15 protein-coding genes are annotated in these 15,493 nt (G+C 45.4%); 3 read left to right on the forward strand and 12 right to left on the reverse strand.

The genetic code is table 11. From position 1 onward, the window contains the following. Positions 1-4 precede the first annotated feature (4 nt). The 4 genes from MHB43_RS31805 to MHB43_RS31820 form a co-directional block, all read right to left on the reverse strand. On the reverse strand, positions 5-559 hold the full coding sequence (locus tag MHB43_RS31805) for a hypothetical protein (RefSeq protein WP_339180685.1): 555 nt from the start codon (positions 557-559) through the stop codon (positions 5-7). A gap of 185 nt (positions 560-744) precedes the next feature. Beyond that, complete coding sequence (locus MHB43_RS31810) at positions 745-1,014, reverse strand: CD3324 family protein (RefSeq protein WP_221820118.1); 270 nt, start codon at positions 1,012-1,014, stop codon at positions 745-747. A 271-nt stretch (positions 1,015-1,285) separates the two neighbouring features. Then, on the reverse strand, positions 1,286-2,212 hold the full coding sequence (locus tag MHB43_RS31815) for an oxidoreductase (protein ID WP_339180688.1): 927 nt from the start codon (positions 2,210-2,212) through the stop codon (positions 1,286-1,288). Positions 2,213-2,272: 60 nt separating this feature from the next. Further along, positions 2,273-3,181: a YafY family protein gene (locus tag MHB43_RS31820; protein WP_339180691.1), complete on the reverse strand. Its 909-nt coding sequence runs from the start codon at positions 3,179-3,181 to the stop codon at positions 2,273-2,275. Positions 3,182-3,250: 69 nt separating this feature from the next. Between MHB43_RS31820 and MHB43_RS31825 the strand changes: the two genes are divergently transcribed. After that, positions 3,251-3,817: a dihydrofolate reductase family protein gene (locus tag MHB43_RS31825; RefSeq protein WP_339180694.1), complete on the forward strand. Its 567-nt coding sequence runs from the start codon at positions 3,251-3,253 to the stop codon at positions 3,815-3,817. Between the two features lie 117 nt (positions 3,818-3,934). Here MHB43_RS31825 and MHB43_RS31830 read toward each other — a convergent pair whose 3' ends face one another. Next, the gene (locus tag MHB43_RS31830; protein WP_339180696.1) at positions 3,935-5,059 is read right to left on the reverse strand and encodes an SGNH/GDSL hydrolase family protein; all 1,125 of its coding nucleotides are present in this window, start codon (positions 5,057-5,059) and stop codon (positions 3,935-3,937) included. 64 nt (positions 5,060-5,123) lie between these two features. Then, positions 5,124-5,492, reverse strand: a complete 369-nt coding sequence (locus MHB43_RS31835; protein WP_339180700.1) for a DUF4180 domain-containing protein — start codon at positions 5,490-5,492, stop codon at positions 5,124-5,126. 212 nt (positions 5,493-5,704) lie between these two features. Here MHB43_RS31835 and MHB43_RS31840 point away from each other — a divergent pair, with 212 nt between their 5' ends. After that, on the forward strand, positions 5,705-6,322 hold the full coding sequence (locus MHB43_RS31840; RefSeq protein ID WP_339180703.1) for an NUDIX hydrolase: 618 nt from the start codon (positions 5,705-5,707) through the stop codon (positions 6,320-6,322). A 108-nt stretch (positions 6,323-6,430) separates the two neighbouring features. Here MHB43_RS31840 and MHB43_RS31845 read toward each other — a convergent pair whose 3' ends face one another. The 6 genes from MHB43_RS31845 to MHB43_RS31870 form a co-directional block, all read right to left on the reverse strand. After that, positions 6,431-7,324: a response regulator gene (locus MHB43_RS31845; protein ID WP_339180706.1), complete on the reverse strand. Its 894-nt coding sequence runs from the start codon at positions 7,322-7,324 to the stop codon at positions 6,431-6,433. Further along, positions 7,296-8,615, reverse strand: coding sequence for an ATP-binding protein (locus MHB43_RS31850; RefSeq protein ID WP_237178029.1), 1,320 nt, complete (start codon positions 8,613-8,615; stop codon positions 7,296-7,298). Before MHB43_RS31850 ends, MHB43_RS31845 begins: the two co-directional genes overlap by 29 nt. 243 nt (positions 8,616-8,858) lie before the next feature. Further along, positions 8,859-9,605 (reverse strand): IS3 family transposase, encoded by a 747-nt coding sequence (locus tag MHB43_RS31855; protein ID WP_083656962.1) that lies wholly within the window; start codon positions 9,603-9,605, stop codon positions 8,859-8,861. 127 nt (positions 9,606-9,732) lie between these two features. Next, positions 9,733-10,422 (reverse strand): helix-turn-helix domain-containing protein, encoded by a 690-nt coding sequence (locus MHB43_RS31860; protein ID WP_339180709.1) that lies wholly within the window; start codon positions 10,420-10,422, stop codon positions 9,733-9,735. 92 nt (positions 10,423-10,514) lie between these two features. Continuing rightward, positions 10,515-13,652: an ATP-binding protein gene (locus MHB43_RS31865; protein WP_339180712.1), complete on the reverse strand. Its 3,138-nt coding sequence runs from the start codon at positions 13,650-13,652 to the stop codon at positions 10,515-10,517. A gap of 3 nt (positions 13,653-13,655) precedes the next feature. After that, a complete protein-coding gene (locus MHB43_RS31870) occupies positions 13,656-14,813 on the reverse strand; it encodes a response regulator (RefSeq protein WP_339180714.1) in 1,158 nt (385 codons plus the stop codon). Positions 14,814-14,987: 174 nt separating this feature from the next. Here MHB43_RS31870 and MHB43_RS31875 point away from each other — a divergent pair, with 174 nt between their 5' ends. Beyond that, the gene (locus MHB43_RS31875; RefSeq protein WP_339180715.1) at positions 14,988-15,485 is read left to right on the forward strand and encodes a DinB family protein; all 498 of its coding nucleotides are present in this window, start codon (positions 14,988-14,990) and stop codon (positions 15,483-15,485) included. Positions 15,486-15,493 lie beyond the last annotated feature (8 nt).

A 15,493-nucleotide genomic window follows, 5' to 3' on the forward strand; every position in this document is an offset into this window, starting at 1 on the left:
CTTTTTATATATTGGAGAATTGAAAAATCAATTTATAACCATCGAACGTTTGCCCGTACATCTCCCGATAGTTACCTTTGGTATAATTATTCACTGTTTTCCGCCAGAAAGATTGGCCAATCTTATTTTTCTCCGATGGATTGGTGAACAACTCCCAGTTTCCTATAAACATTCCGAAGATCGTCGATGCCGCGTGTTCAGCAACGCCTACACCTCGAAACGGCTGCATCAGAAAGAAGTCATGTACAAAGAAATTCGTGCCTTGTGAACAATATGGCGGAGTAGCTATGAACGCAAAACCTGCCGGTATGCCATCCACAATCATGAGGAACGGATAAAGACACTCCGGTTTTTCCCACCATATGTTCTGGACGTTATACTGATCCTGCAAAGTTATATAATCAGGACTTGGCTCAAAAATGCCATGTTCGTTCGGAGTATGCTCTCCACCCAGACCATAATGTCCGGATAGATCATGAAGGTATAGCGGGTACATATTTTTAATCACATACGCCTCGTCTTTATTCGTTAATTTCACTTCTATATTCATATTATTCATATTCACCAACCTTACCAGATGATTTAAGGAGTTATTTTCAAGAACTCTCAACGCATATCCTTGTACCGTCAAATGAATTGTACGCGTAATTAACAACCTCGAATATGTAAAAAAGCTTTAATAACTATTCTTTATTCTTACAGGAAAAAGCCACATTCGATTGCTCGAACATGGCTTTTATAGTTTCATCCCTTTTTGCAATACACAATTTTCTTGATGCTATCGATGGATAAACAGTATTGGTCCGCAAGCTTATCGATGGTTGTTCCGGCAGCAAAAAGCTGGCGGATCTCGTCGTTCCGCTCCCTGACAATCCTTCTGCCACCCGAATTCTCGCCCCACTTCTTGTGGGCATCCTTGGGCCTCGGAATATAGATCAAGCCACCAGAGATATGACGCTGTATTTCTTTGAGTAATTCTTCCGGGAAGATTGTATCCGCATTAATATATTTCACGTTGCTCCACTCCTTAAAAGTTAAAATCTTTAAGGCAGCAGAGTCGTACAATGAACACATTGGATATGCACTACAATGATATGGCGGAAAAGAATTTCAAGCTCTATGCAAACAACCGCCGTTGTTCATCACATGGACTCTGCATAGAGCGGGTCGTTAAATTTATTATGAATCGAATCATGGTAGCCCCCCATTCAGTTAATCTTATTCGTGCTGAAGAACTTTTAACTGTCTATACCATAATAAGGTTTACTTTCCCTAATGGCAAAATCTACACGTCGAATCTGTAATATACCCCTGTTAATTCTTCTGATACGCTCCATAGCTTGTTTGAAATGTTAGCGTCATATAATTTTTCGATGATCTTAGCGCTCTTGGGATAGCCCTTAGTGCCGCCCATACCGCTGGGAGCAATATACTCCCCTCCCGTGATCGTCGGATCTGCTACAGCATATAAGGTAGGTAATGCCCCCATATGTGCCGGTTGACTAATGATTTTCAAAAGACTGCGCATGAATATATTGGTCTGTTTCCCCGAACCAAAGGAAAATAGATTGGTATGCGAAATCCCTGGATGAGCGGCGATACTCATGGAATCAATATGGGCGGAATTAAATTTATTCTGCAGCTCTCTCGCAAACATCAGATTGGCTAGCTTGCTTTGACTGTAGAACTTCATGGGATTATATCCTTTGGAGCCATCTAAATTATTAAAATCAATCGCACCATTATGAGCTGCCATACTACTTACAGTGACAACTCTCGATTTCGGAGTAGAGATCAATCGAGGCAATAGTAGACCCGTAAGCGCAAAATGGCCTAGATGATTACTACCAAACTGTAATTCAAAGCCATCTTTCGTCAACTGGAAAGGAGGGTTCATAGTTCCTGCATTATTAACGAGAATGGACAAAGAATCGTATTGCTCAAGAAAAGCGGCTGCGAACTTACGGATACTAGCTAAATCGCTAAGGTCGAGCTGCATAACGATTACCTCTCCAGCTACATGCACAGACGACTTTATTTTATTAGCTGCCTTTTCACCTTTTTCCATATTACGAACTGCAAGGATAACTTTTGCGCCTTTTTCAGCTAACGCTAATGCCGTTTCATACCCTAACCCGCCGTTCGAACCTGTCACAATCACTACTTTATCGGATACAGTCGGGATGATGTCTTTAGTCCAAACTTCGCTCATTTGTCTACACACCTTTCTTATCTCTTCCTTGATACCCTAATATCCAGCGTTTGAAAGCTCTTATCCCCCACCATACTGGCTTAAACTCCGTTCCAGCATCCCTCTAACCTGCTGCTGCAGTTCGAGCGGAGACACCACCTTCACTTCCGGCCCATAGGAGAGTAACTTTCGTGCTGTAAAAGAAAACTCTTCAGGCGGAATCAGTCCGCGCCACTCATGGCCTTCAACTGACTTGAACAACACATCTGACGCAGCAATCCTTGCTCCAAATTCCGTGAATTGCAGCACCACTTCTACGCTTGCTCTATCTTCTTTGGCAGCTAGCCATGCCTTTAGACTTGGAACAGATTTATCCACTGATTCCATAACAACCAACTGCTGCATGCGATCCACCCGATACAACAATACACGATCCTTATTCCGGGCTGGCATGTACCAATGTCCCTGCTCATAGTAGATGCCATAGGGAAAGACCTGTACTTTTTTAGGACCACTGCGGGCATGATACATAAATTCCATTTCTCTCTTTTCTACCGCTGCACCCAATATCGCTGTTGTTAAAGGCTCGGAATGCCCACCGGGGTGCTGGACAAAGGTGATATGCTCTCTCATTCGCATAATGAGATCCTGTACATCTTCGGGTAAAGTAGAGAAGTATTGCTCAGCCAGATGCTCACGCATTGATCCATATGGAAAATCCGGTACTTGCTGTAGATATTCCAGCATCATAAACAGCCCTAATGCCTCCTGCTGTGTCAGTTGAAGGGGTGGCAAAATCCGATTGGGCAACACCTGGTATCCTCCGTTCACGCCAACTTCTGTGTACAAGGGAAAACCCAGCGCCTGCAATGCATCCAGATCGCGCTGGATCGTACGAACCGAAACGTCGAACCGTTCTGCCAGTTCCCGTGCAGTGAACTTCTGTCTGGAATCCATCAGGCGCATGATAGCCAGTTTCCGATGATTCATTTATTCAACATCCTAACTACGTCAACTTTTGTCATAGTTAAAGTGTATCATACATTTTAGAAGGGAGCGATGAACATGTCTGATAACAAAACAATTTTGTACATTGCTATGAGTTTGGATGGATATATCGCAAGACTGGACGGTTCGGTCGATTGGTTATTTGATGTGGAGGGTGATGGTGGAGACAACGGGTATGCTGCCTTTTATGAAACGATCGGTAGCGTTGTTATGGGACGTTATACGTATGAAGAGGTGCTCACACTTTCCGAAGAATTTCCCTATGCGGATCGCCCAACGTATGTGCTTTCCCGCTCGGAACAGCCGCCCGCTCCGCATGTACAGTTTACAACCGAGGAGGTAGATACGCTCATTCCCCGGTTAAAACAAACTTCTGATGGAGATGTGTGGATTGTGGGTGGCGGCATATTGGTTCAAGCTGTGTTAGCAAAAAAATTACTGGACGAGATTGAAGTCGCCATCATTCCCAAGATTCTTGGTGAAGGCATCCCCTTATTCCCGACAGGCACTGTGCTCAGCCAATTCAAAATGGTCCGGACCCAGACGCTCGGACAGATCATTTCGATTCGTTATGAGGTACAGAACAGCGGCCCAGCGGACACAATTTCGAATGTCTAGATAGTAGAAAAGGGAAAGACCATTCTTGTGATACATGGACACCATAAAGTTAGACACCATCTAACCATTGGGGTACCCGTTCATGAAAGAGTGGTCTTTCCATTACCATGTATCAAGTTATCCTATCATTCCTCGTACATATTCCGCTAACATCTCTGCCGTCCTACGGTGAGATAACTCGCCTGGATGGGTGCGTGCACCTACCGTCTCTTCGGTTGTATCAGGAAGCTGGATGATTGAGACCTTGCGGTCTCCTGTCCCCTTCGTAAACGCATCAACCGCGCGGTAGATGGCAGGCATCATGGGAAAACCAAGCATGCCATAAGCCCATACGAGTTGTGCATCTGGATTGTTTTTCCGAAGTTTGAACAGGAACCGTTCCACCGCTTTCTCAAAAGCGGTCAGATCCTCTTCATGATACGTACCGTCTTCGTTCAGCCGCTGCTTGTACACCTTGCCCGTGTCGGGGTCTTTCCACTCAGGTGACTGAAAGGCGCCCCCATCATTGCTACCCAGATTCACGACTACCACATCCGGCTGCCAGGAACTAAAATCATGCTGATCTCCTGCACCGAGCGCTTCGTTACGCTCACCAGTAAGCAAGCCACAGACCTGCTCGTAATACTCGGGGATGTTCCCCTTTGGATTGTTATCCCAACTTGTCAGCACACCCCAGCCACTTTGCGAGATGACCCGATACTCCGCATTCAATGCCTCTGCTGTCATAAACGTATAATTATGTATGGCGCTGAACCACATCGGAATCCAATCTTCCTCCGCTTTCGCTCCAATCGCACCTTCGCCAGATGTAATACTGTCACCAATGAACTCGATCTTGTACGGTTTTTCCTGCACAGGCAGGAACGCTCCATCCGATTTCACCGCATGAATCTGCAAGGCACAACCCGGGTCACCACTCATCGCTTGAACATCTTTGACGATCCGTACATTCTTCACCACATCTGCGTTCATACCTCGGAATACACAGACCCAGTACCTTCCCGCCGTTAACATCTGTCTGCTCACCGGAACACCGTTGATCAGAATGCTGATCCATGACTCATACATGTCATACTGCGACTCTACTTCAACCCATAGTTCGGATCCCTGTACATTGAGTTCAACTGCACTCCCCGTCCAAAATAACGTCAACGGCGATCGCTCTCCAGTTGTTCTGCCATGCACTTTAACATTTCCGATCTCAGGCAGAGCATATACCTTTAAATTCTCATTAGATATCACGGTGCAAACCTCCTACGTTTGGCTCAGATTATAAGCAGGCTCTCTACATGCCTCGGATGTACGCTTAACTGATATTATGCAACTTTTGAAGCGCTTCCTCTTTGTTTTTCAAAAAAAAAACATGCTTGCCATTGTTGCACTCATAGATAAAATCTCTCAAGCTCTTGCTGTTATGCCCATCGAAATCTCCCACAATAGCAAGCTTAACATGATAGTTTACGTATTTCTGCAAAATCTCACCTGCAAGCTTGGTTTTCAGTTCGAAGAACTCTTCCGTGATGTTGGATTTGTTGATAATGAGTTTATCGGCATCATCGCTATACTTTACCGAAGCCATCAAATCCAGTGCATCTTGAGCATTGTTGATGACGATGCCATCACTTTCAATAATGGCGACCTTGGAATTGCCTTGCTGATCAATGGTTATGTTCATTTCACTTTCTCCTCCTCTGAACATCGTTTCTTTATAATATCTCGTAGTTTTATAATAAAAAGCAATAATCGTAGAGTGCGTTCAATCATTAGCGTGATTAATTAACTTCGAGTTGTCCTTTCTTAGTAGTTATAGACTGTAATTCATATGATATAATGGGGTTATTTCCTAACTAAACTAAATCTCGTGACTTGCGAAGAAAAGAGGTGTCCATGGACACAAAGTGGCTAGAATGGGCAAAACAGATTCAAGCTATCTCACAAACAGGTTTAACCTATGCCAAGGATGTTTATGATATCGAGCGATATGAGGAATTGAGGCGCATTAGTATTGATATCTTAAGTAACTATACTTCTGTTAACAAAGAGAAAATATCACTTACATTTGCAAGTGATTCAGGTTACGCAACGCCTAAAGTCGATATTCGCGGTGTTGTTTTCAGGGAAAACAAAGTGCTTTTGGTTCGAGAGAAAATAGATGGCGCATGGGCATTACCAGGGGGATGGAGTGACATCGGCCTATCACCATCAGAAGTAGCTGTGAAAGAAATTAAAGAAGAATCCGGTTTTGATGTTGTGCCGATGCGGTTGTTAGCAGTATTGGACAAAAAATTCCATGGACACCCACCTGAGCCTTATCACGTATATAAGATGTTTATCCGCTGTGACATTGTGGGAGGGCATGCGGAAACAGGTGTAGAAACCAGCGCAGTTGATTTTTTTGCTATCGACGCTTTACCTGAATTATCATTGGAAAGAAATACGCTGGAACAAATTAAAATCATGTTCGAATTTCTTGAACAACCAGATAAAGAAGTCATTCTGGATTAAAATAATAACCCCTTCGGCTTGCCCGTCTTTGGTAAAGTGACCTCGACACCGCCGATGGTCACCTTCCCGGGTTTTCATATCCTCCAACAGACAGAGGCATATGATGCCTCAATTATTCATCTTTTCAAGCGTCTCCATATAGAACACATGCAGGAACTTTTTGATATTAACCTTGCCTTTGTCGCCTGCCTGATCTTCTTCCATGGCTCTCATCTTCATTCGAACATCCTGGAAGTCGAAGTACAGGGGAGCATAGTGCTCAAACTTGTGGTTGCTATAATCGTTGAGTCCAATCGAGGCCATGTTTGTTAACGCGGCAATTACCGTTCTGCGAATGCGCTGTTCCATCGCCTTGCTCTCTTTCTCGACGTCTTTGGGCGTGGACTTATACGTCTGGGCCACCGCTTCATAGGACTCCTTCAGTGGCGGCCACTCTGCGACCTGCTTCTGATCAATCGCATACTCCATGAGCGCAATGATGTCCTTGCTACCACTTTCTCCGATGATCCCCAGATCCATTAGAATGCTTCTTGCCGCATCTCGCACCGTACGACCTTGGGCAGGGGCCGGCGCTTCCACCAGATTCAATCGAGCCATCGACTGCTTGATCTCCAGCACGTATCGTTCATACTTCCACTGGTCATTCACTTTGCTGAGCACATGCTCCACTTCCACCCGATTAATCGGTTTATGAATAAAGAATTCAATTCCGTTTTGGTAGGCCTCCCCTACCATCTCTTTGTTCTCTACCTGAGAGATCATGATGAATTTACCGGTATAACCGCATTGCTTCAGCTTCCCTACCGTCTCAATTCCGTCCTGATCCGGCATCAGCAGATCAATCAGCACCACATCAGGACGCAGATCCATGATCATCCGCGCTCCTTCTATGCCGCCCTCAGCCATGCCCGCAAGCTCGCCGATACCACAGAATTCAATGATATCATGCAGCATGCTACGGCTCACCACATCATCATCCACGATCATGATAGAGAGTGTCATCGACATCGGCCCCCTTGATTAGATTCACTTTGGGAATAGCTATAGCAAATGTTGTTCCTGTCTCTCCTGAAGGCGCCGACTCTACCTTCATTTGTCCCGCCAACGACTGAACGATATCACGTACATGGGACAGGCCAATGCCCGTCGCGGCAATGCCGACTTCATTGAACTTCGTTGTATAGCCCGGTTCGAAGATAACCTCCCGTTTGGCTTCAGGTACACCTTTTCCAGTGTCCATCACGACGAAATGTACATCATCTTCCTGCTCATACACACGAATTCGGATCTGCCCACCACGCTCAATCGCCTCTACCGCATTGGCAATCAGGTTATTCATTACCGTGAGAAGAGGAATGTAATACGGAGACTCACAATCATACTGTTGTTCGATGTCGATCTCGACCTGCTTATGCAGCATTTCGCTATATTTTCGGTTTGCTTTACTGGCAAAGTTCAGTACTTCAGACAGGCTCATGTTGACTGCTTTTTCGTTATCATACAGCTTCAACAGACCCGCCAGAATGCGTTGTGAATCCTTCTTCACTTCATGAATCTGCTGAGCAATGCCCAGGGTGCGCTGACTGTATTGATTCATGTCCTGCTCCCGGAGATCGCGATATAGATCATAGCTGTCTGCCGTAATGCCTTCAATTGTATTCATCGCTTTCTTCAGGTAAAATACCTCGCTGTACAGACCTGAGTTCACACTCAGCATCTGCTCCATCCGCTTCTCCTGCTCTGCATGTAATAGCCGCATCTGCCTCACCGCAATGCTGTTATATAACCCAATCACAAAGTAACTTCGCAGACCGCCTACCACAAGCAGATACAACCATTCCTTCATATAAAAGATATTGGTCCCGCTTAACATTCCACGAAGAAACAACTCAACAAGATTAGAGGAGAAATCGATACAGGTAATCAGCCCACCGAGCAGAAGAGGCTGCATCTCATGGAATCGATGCTTGAATTTGCTAAGCCCATAGGCAAAGACCACATAATACACACCTGCCCCCAGATTGTCCCGCATGCTTTCAAGTATGGACACAGTCTGCACATGATTGATGAGATCTGCCGACTGAAACAGCAAATTCGCGATGCCTGTCAGGATTCCTGTCTTCACATAAGACAAGTGTGGCATGATCATCAGCAGAAATAAAAGGATGCTAACCCCAAGCCCGATTCGGAAGTAATCTTCCCGGAACGGATTTATCTTGAATTGCGCCCCTACCGCTGTGGCAAAGGCAATGGCCGTCATCTGCACATTCTCATTTTTGACCCAATTGCGCATCGATCTCTTCACCCACTATAACAACGTTTAGCGCCCAATGCCGGAACCCGCGCTTCTAATGTTAAACATACTAACATATGAAAGAAGCATTAGAAATAATTAAAATTAGGGAATGAACGCTCAAGCAAAATAAAAAGGCCGGAAGTTTTCTGAAGTGCTCCCTGTCAAGTAGACAGACTAAAAAAACAAAATCATTAGTATTCAATATCCCCTCGGTTATATTGAGGGGATTATTTTTCTTAATTAAACTGCTCGTCGATATTCGTTTGGGGATAAGCCGTTTAGTCGTTCCGTGTATCGAAAATTATTGTAATAATGGATATACGTTCTTACGCTACGAAGGAGACTGTCATACGTATCGTACTTCTCCAGATAAAAGCTTTCTGCTTTAAAGGTACCCCAGAATCGTTCAATGGGTTGGTTGTCCAAACACCGGCTTACACGAGACATACTTTTTGTAAACTTGTATCTCTTTTGAAGTTGTTTGTATTCCAGCGAAGTATATTGAAAGCCCCGATCACTGTGCAAGAGCGGCGTAGCATTCGGGTTTCTTTTATAAGCTTTCTTTACCGTGTTCATGACAAGCTCATTGTTATTGGAGTGGCTGAGCACCCATGAAACAATAGAGTTGTCATAACCGTCGATAATGGCACTCAGATAGGCCTTACGGCCATTTCCGTATTTTAACTCTGTTACATCGGTGCACCACTTTTGGTTGGCGACCTCCGCTTGGAATTTTCGGTTCATGACATTCTCAGCGATATGAAGGGTTGGAGCTTTCACGTAATTGGGCCGCTTTTTGCGAATCACTGCCTTTAATTCAAGGGCTCGCATGATGCGGTAATACCGTTTACGGTTGTACCTTTTTTTAAGCTTACGATTCAACTGAGTACGCATTTGGCGATAACCGAGTATCCCGTTTCGTTTGTCATAGCGAAGTTTGACTTCCTTGGCTAGTGCAAGGTTTTCAAGTTCCCTGTCGGATGGCATCCATTTCAGCCCTTATAATAGGCAGATCGGGCGATTCCTGCTAGCTCACAGAGCTTGGTGACCGCATACCCTTTCTCGGCATGCAGCTCTGTAATCGCTTGATAGATGTCTGCATGTCGAACAAAGGTTAACGTGTATTTCTTCGCCGGATCTCTGCCAACTTTTTTGCGAGTGCATTCTCCATTTCTAAATGCTCATTTCGTGCCTCGAGTTCCTTGATCCGAAGCTTTAGCCGTTCCTGTTCGTCTAGCTCTTCTAGCGGCTTTTTACGACCTCGGAGGTCTTTTAAAGCTTCATGACCACTCGCTTGATATTTACGAACCCATGCGTACACTTGCTGGTAAGAGACACCGTACTTGTCGATGGCTTTCTGGTAATCTAAATCATGGGCGATGGCGAATTGTACAATTTCAATACGTTCCTCGTAAGTCGTTTTCCGTCCTTTATTCATATGAGGGGATCCAATCCTGTTCCGAGTTGGTTTCATTTTCACCCCTTCAGTATACTTGGAAATCCAGCTCTCTAACACAGATTTACTCGAAATATGGTACTTTTTCACCACCGCTCGTACAGAGTATTCGCCAGAGCGTACATCTTGAATGGCAGATAGCTTTAGCTCCTTGGAGTAAGATTTCCATCCCCTCGATTCTCTTAATCCTTCTTCTCCATCTACCTTGTATTTTCTTATCCAATCGGTAACCGTGTTTTTATGGACCCCCAGTTGCTTTGCCTCATGGTTGGGGTTGGATTCATGTTGCAGGCAACGCCTTACAACCTGAATCTTGATTTCATATGAAACCGGGCTTCTTTTGGACATTACAAAAACTCCCATCATGGTAGAAGTAGAGTTTTGTTTTTTCTACTGTCTACTGTGATGGGAGCATATCATTCACTTCTGCGGCCTTTTCCTTATATCTCATCTGGAATATCAAATGACACCATCGTGCCCTCACCCGGCTCACTTACGATCGATAATCCCTGACCATAACGTTGTAGCAATCTGCGGTTTGTATTCACAATGCCTATTCCGCCTTTTCCACCTGGCGTAGCATGTAACAGCTCTGCAACCTTCTCCGGTTCGATGCCTTTGCCATTATCCTTCACCTCAATACGGGTATAACCCTCATGACGAGTGATGGATAGGCATAACGTACCGCCTACATTGCGGCTTAATAGTCCGTGTCTGACGGCATTTTCAATCAACGGCTGAATTGATAACGGCGGGAGAAGCAACGGAAGGTCCGGCTCTACGTTTAATACCACCGACAATCGGTCTTCAAATCTTGTTTTTTCAATAAAAAGATAGGCTTCAACGAGTTCCAGCTCGTATGATAATTTCACCAGTTCCCCTGTATTGAGATAGTTGAAGCTGATCCGTAAATAAGATGAAAAAGCTTCACCAAGCTTCCGCATATGCTCTGTATCAATATCACTTAAAACCATAAGTGAATTCAGGGTATTGAACAGGAAGTGAGGCTGGATCTGAGCCTGCAAATAGGCGGCCTCCATACGCAGACGTTCTTGGATAGACTGATTTAGCATGGTCAATGCACGTATCCGGTATTTCAGTTCCACCGCATCTACAGGCTTCGTGACATAATCATTGGCCCCCGATGCAAACCCCGTGTAGATATCTGGCGGCTGACTTCGTGCCGTCAACAGCAGCACAGGAAGCTCCGACATCGAGAATTGTTCCCTCACCTTCTGGGTTAACTCATACCCGGACATATTGGGCATCATCACATCTGTAATGAGCAGATCCCACTGACGTGTGCCGAGCAATTCCATCGCTTCCTGACCCGAACCTGCTGTAGTTATATCGTATGGTTCCGTCGAAAGAATGCTGACCAGCACATCCAGATTCACCGGATCATCATCCACAGCCAGAATGGTGGCTCTCCCTTCTTTTAGCAACGGAGCAATCTCCGCTGTCGCCAAGGCTTCCGTGTCCCCCATACCTGGGCGGGGTAACAGGAATCCGCTAGGTGCATCTTCCATCATCTCGGCGGCCTGTTCCCATATCAGAGGAAGTTGTGACTGAGCCTGATGGGTGATTTCATTCGCAAGCGGCAGATTGAAGCTGAATACCGAGCCCTTTCCGAGTTCCGAGTGAACCGTAAGTGCCCCGCCGTGCAGTTCTACGAGCTCTTTGCAGATGTTCAGTCCAAGCCCGATGCCTTGTCCATCACTGATTCCATACGACCCTTGTTCATACGGGAGGAAAATGCGCATCCGTGTATCCTCATCCATGCCAATGCCTGTATCCGTCACATGAATCAGAGCATGTCCTTCACGAATTTCGGCACTTACGGATATCGTTCCTTCCTCTGTATGTTTAAGCGCGTTATGCAGCAGATTATACAAAATCTGAACGAGCCTTTCTTCATCAGCCATGACCAGTGGGAACGATTCCGTAATCTCCATATGAAGGCGGACTGGTTTTCGTTCTGCCATGAATTGCAGCATGGCGATAACGCCAGGCACAACCGACTGTATGGAAAGAGGCCCCTGACGTAACACAATACGGTGCTCCTTCAGCCGGACTACATCCAGTAGATCACCAAGGAGATGTGACATCCGTCGACCGATCGTAATCAGCAACTCCATATCCTCCAGGCTCCGTTCATCCAACCGGCTTTTCTCTCGGGTGATCACGTTGTGAGCGATGTTAATGATCCCGTGCAGCGGGGTCCGCAGTTCATGTGATGTATTCGCCAAGAATTGATCTTTAATTTTGTCACCCTTCTGCAGTTCTGTATTCAGCTTCATATTCTCTTTGGCATTCCTGAAGTATTTCTTGAACCAATAGGCGGAGAAGCCGGTAATGGCAAAAATGATGTCAATAGGATAATAGACGGTTGTCACATCTCTGGCTGTCTCAGCCACACTCCATAACAGGTTGGATGTAATGCCTCCTGCAGTAAGCAGCAGAAAAACAATATCCCGGTCCGCCTGTTTCCTGAAGATCATCGTTCCGACGATATATAGGAACCAGATCAGAGATACAAGAAAGAATAGGTTAATAACGTTGTAATGGATCATGGCATATGTAATATGAATGGGCACCGCCACAATCACGGCCGTATAGATCAAGGTCATGACAACATGCCACTTTAGCCATGCCTTTCGTACGTGAACCACCGTTAATCTCTGGAATAACAGAAGGATACAAGCATTTTGCAGTAACAATGAGATCAATCGAATTTTAATGCCCCAGGTATAATTAATTGGAAGCCATAACATCAATATATTGTCATGACCCATCGTAACCGTGATGCCCACAGATAAAGTTAATACGGCTCCAACCAGCAAGGAACGTTCCTGTCGATTAAATGCGTAAAGAATACAGGCATACATGCCGTGGAGGAGCAGAACCAGAAAGGTGAGCATCTGAAAACCAATGGAATACCAACGCGAAAAATCAACGGTTGCCTGTGAACCAAAGCGAACAGGTTTGCTAATTCCGCCCATATACGGGCTATCGTAATTGGCTACACGAACCAATAGTTCAATGGAGGTTGTTCCTTCCTGATCATAGGTCGCTGTATATGAAGTGCTTCGGGGTATATATGTACTGCTATCCGCGGAGACCTCACCCATACCCCCGTCGTTGTATCCATTCATCTCAACCTCGGATGAACTTTGAATCCCTTTGAACCAAAAGGTTACCGGCGTCTGAAGCGGATCTGTTAAAATGCGCAATCGATACGTTCCGTATCCGAACGAATTCTCTTGTTCCTGACTCTGTCCAATCCTCCAGTCTCCTGGGACCTGAACACTCTTCGCACCGCCATTCCTCTTCGCAATATCTTGTTGGGTTAGTAACTCATCCGGGTAAAGTTCCCATTCCCCATTCAAGTACATGACAGGGGACTGATCCAGATCCACATCTCTCAGATCAAGCACCCCGTTAACGGCGCGATGCTCATCTACTGTGTCGAATAACTCTGACCATACCGAGCGCATGCCAATTAACACTCCAAAAATGATTAGCATGATGATCAAATATTTGTAACGGTCCCTACGTTTCGTTTGAAGTAATTTCATTAATTATTTTCTCATGACTTTGGTTAAACCGAGCTTCCAGTCCTGATACCATTCGGTAATGTCCTCACTGATCGGTATCTCCAAATCTTGCTCCATTCTGGTGGTTAAGAGACGATACTGCTCCTCCACACCGAGATCGTTGTGCATTTCATCATATAACTTCATTAGCATAAAATAACTTTCTTCTTCATCCGGAAGCATGTGCTGGATACGTTGTGTACTCTCGATCACTTTCTCCGCCAGCCCATGCTGCTGGTAGTACAGACTTAGTTGTCTCATATGATACAACCACAGATAGCGTAATCTTTCCCGCTCAGGTTCAGCCCACATGTATTCATAATTACCAAGATAGGTACCCTTATATAGATGGAGCGCTTGCTCATAGGCATGAACGGTACTTGCGTTTACGACTTTCCATTGCCTGATCTCTTGTTCCCACTGCTCACTATCCAACTGAGCTTCACCCAATTCGAGTCGATAGCCGGCTTCCAAGTGTCCACTCTGAATGGTGATCATATCCATGTTGCATGCTTTCAGGGTTTGTCGGACATGATACATTGCGGTATAGAGCTGATGCACCGTCTTGTCCTCTTCCAATTCAGGCCACAGCATCTCCAGCAACACACTGCGATGAATTGTCTGATTCCGGTGGTGAAGTAAATAGGCAAACAGCTCCTGTGCCTTACTTGTACGCCACTTGGCAACTTGGATATCCTTGTCTGGAAGCTTAAATTGAATCTGATTAAAACAGCAAATTAATGGCACATCTATATCCTTTGACCGCTGCTCGCGTTTCGAACTCAGTTTCTCCCGTACTCGGCTCACCGTCTGCTTTAATCGATCCTTCTGGATAGGCTTCATGACATAATCCAAAGCCTGTAGATCGAAGGCATGCACTGCATATTGGTCGTAGCTGGTCACAAAAATAATTTCGACCCCAGGTACTGTGGCCTGAATCTGTTTCCCCAGATCCATACCGTCCATCTCTGGCATATGGATATCCAGAAACACCACATCAGGGCGGTGCTCCATAATTCCCCCTATAGCCTCTGTCGGATTCATATATGTAGCGATAATTTCAATACCGCTTACTTCTTTCTCTAGTGATTTTTGAAGGCCTATCAACGCTAGACGTTCGTCGTCAACCAATATCACTTTCACAGGAGCTTCCTCCTCGACCCTGAGGTCTTGAGATTTATTTTAACTATTATATCATAGACATTTTAAGTATTTAGCGTTCTTCGTTATCCATTTTTAATTTTTAGCAATTTAATTGTATAATACTAAATAGAAGACAGGTTAACAGATCCGGTCTGGAAGAGAGGAAGGTTCCATATGTCAGATGCTAATCATAGCTTTGGGCAAGCCCTAGTCAAATCATTAGCGGGCGAACGCGGTCATATCCGCATCGCTCGTGCTCTACCCGATATCGATGTCACACTTGCTGCTCGTACACACGATGCCATGCCATATACGATCTATCAGTTGGTGAAGCATATGCATTATTGGCAGCAATTCATGCTCGAACACTTGGAAGGACGCAAGCCACAGCTCCCTGCTAACGTGAGTGAGAGCTGGCCTGAAGAGAAGGGTCCACAAGACGAAGCCACGTGGAAGGCAGATATTCAGGCATTCCTGGATGGGGTTGATCAAGCCGTAGCCATTGCAGAGTCTGCACAATTAGATGATCCACTGCTCTATTTCCCGGGTGAAACCAAGGCAGGACTTCTGCGCAATATCGCATCCCATAACTCGTACCATTTGGGTGAGATTGTTCTGCTGCGTCGCTTCTACGGCGCATGGCCGCCTCCAGGTGGTGGATTCCCGGCGTAAACTGGAAA

Source organism: Paenibacillus sp. FSL H8-0317, from assembly GCF_045040685.1.
Lineage (GTDB): Bacteria > Bacillota > Bacilli > Paenibacillales > Paenibacillaceae > Paenibacillus.

What these genes read in the sequence shown, in the direction of transcription:
- MHB43_RS31805 (WP_339180685.1), bottom strand. Translation starts at nt 559, where the DNA reads ATGAATAATATGAATATAGAAGTGAAATTAACGAATAAAGACGAGGCG.
- MHB43_RS31815 (WP_339180688.1), bottom strand. Translation starts at nt 2,212, where the DNA reads ATGAGCGAAGTTTGGACTAAAGACATCATCCCGACTGTATCCGATAAA.
- MHB43_RS31820 (WP_339180691.1), bottom strand. Translation starts at nt 3,181, where the DNA reads ATGAATCATCGGAAACTGGCTATCATGCGCCTGATGGATTCCAGACAG.
- MHB43_RS31825 (WP_339180694.1), top strand. Translation starts at nt 3,251, where the DNA reads ATGAACATGTCTGATAACAAAACAATTTTGTACATTGCTATGAGTTTG.
- MHB43_RS31835 (WP_339180700.1), bottom strand. Translation starts at nt 5,492, where the DNA reads ATGAACATAACCATTGATCAGCAAGGCAATTCCAAGGTCGCCATTATT.
- MHB43_RS31840 (WP_339180703.1), top strand. Translation starts at nt 5,705, where the DNA reads ATGGACACAAAGTGGCTAGAATGGGCAAAACAGATTCAAGCTATCTCA.
- MHB43_RS31845 (WP_339180706.1), bottom strand. Translation starts at nt 7,324, where the DNA reads ATGACACTCTCTATCATGATCGTGGATGATGATGTGGTGAGCCGTAGC.
- MHB43_RS31850 (WP_237178029.1), bottom strand. Translation starts at nt 8,615, where the DNA reads ATGCGCAATTGGGTCAAAAATGAGAATGTGCAGATGACGGCCATTGCC.
- MHB43_RS31855 (WP_083656962.1), bottom strand. Translation starts at nt 9,605, where the DNA reads ATGCCATCCGACAGGGAACTTGAAAACCTTGCACTAGCCAAGGAAGTC.
- MHB43_RS31860 (WP_339180709.1), bottom strand. Translation starts at nt 10,422, where the DNA reads ATGTCCAAAAGAAGCCCGGTTTCATATGAAATCAAGATTCAGGTTGTA.
- MHB43_RS31865 (WP_339180712.1), bottom strand. Translation starts at nt 13,652, where the DNA reads ATGAAATTACTTCAAACGAAACGTAGGGACCGTTACAAATATTTGATC.
- MHB43_RS31875 (WP_339180715.1), top strand. Translation starts at nt 14,988, where the DNA reads ATGTCAGATGCTAATCATAGCTTTGGGCAAGCCCTAGTCAAATCATTA.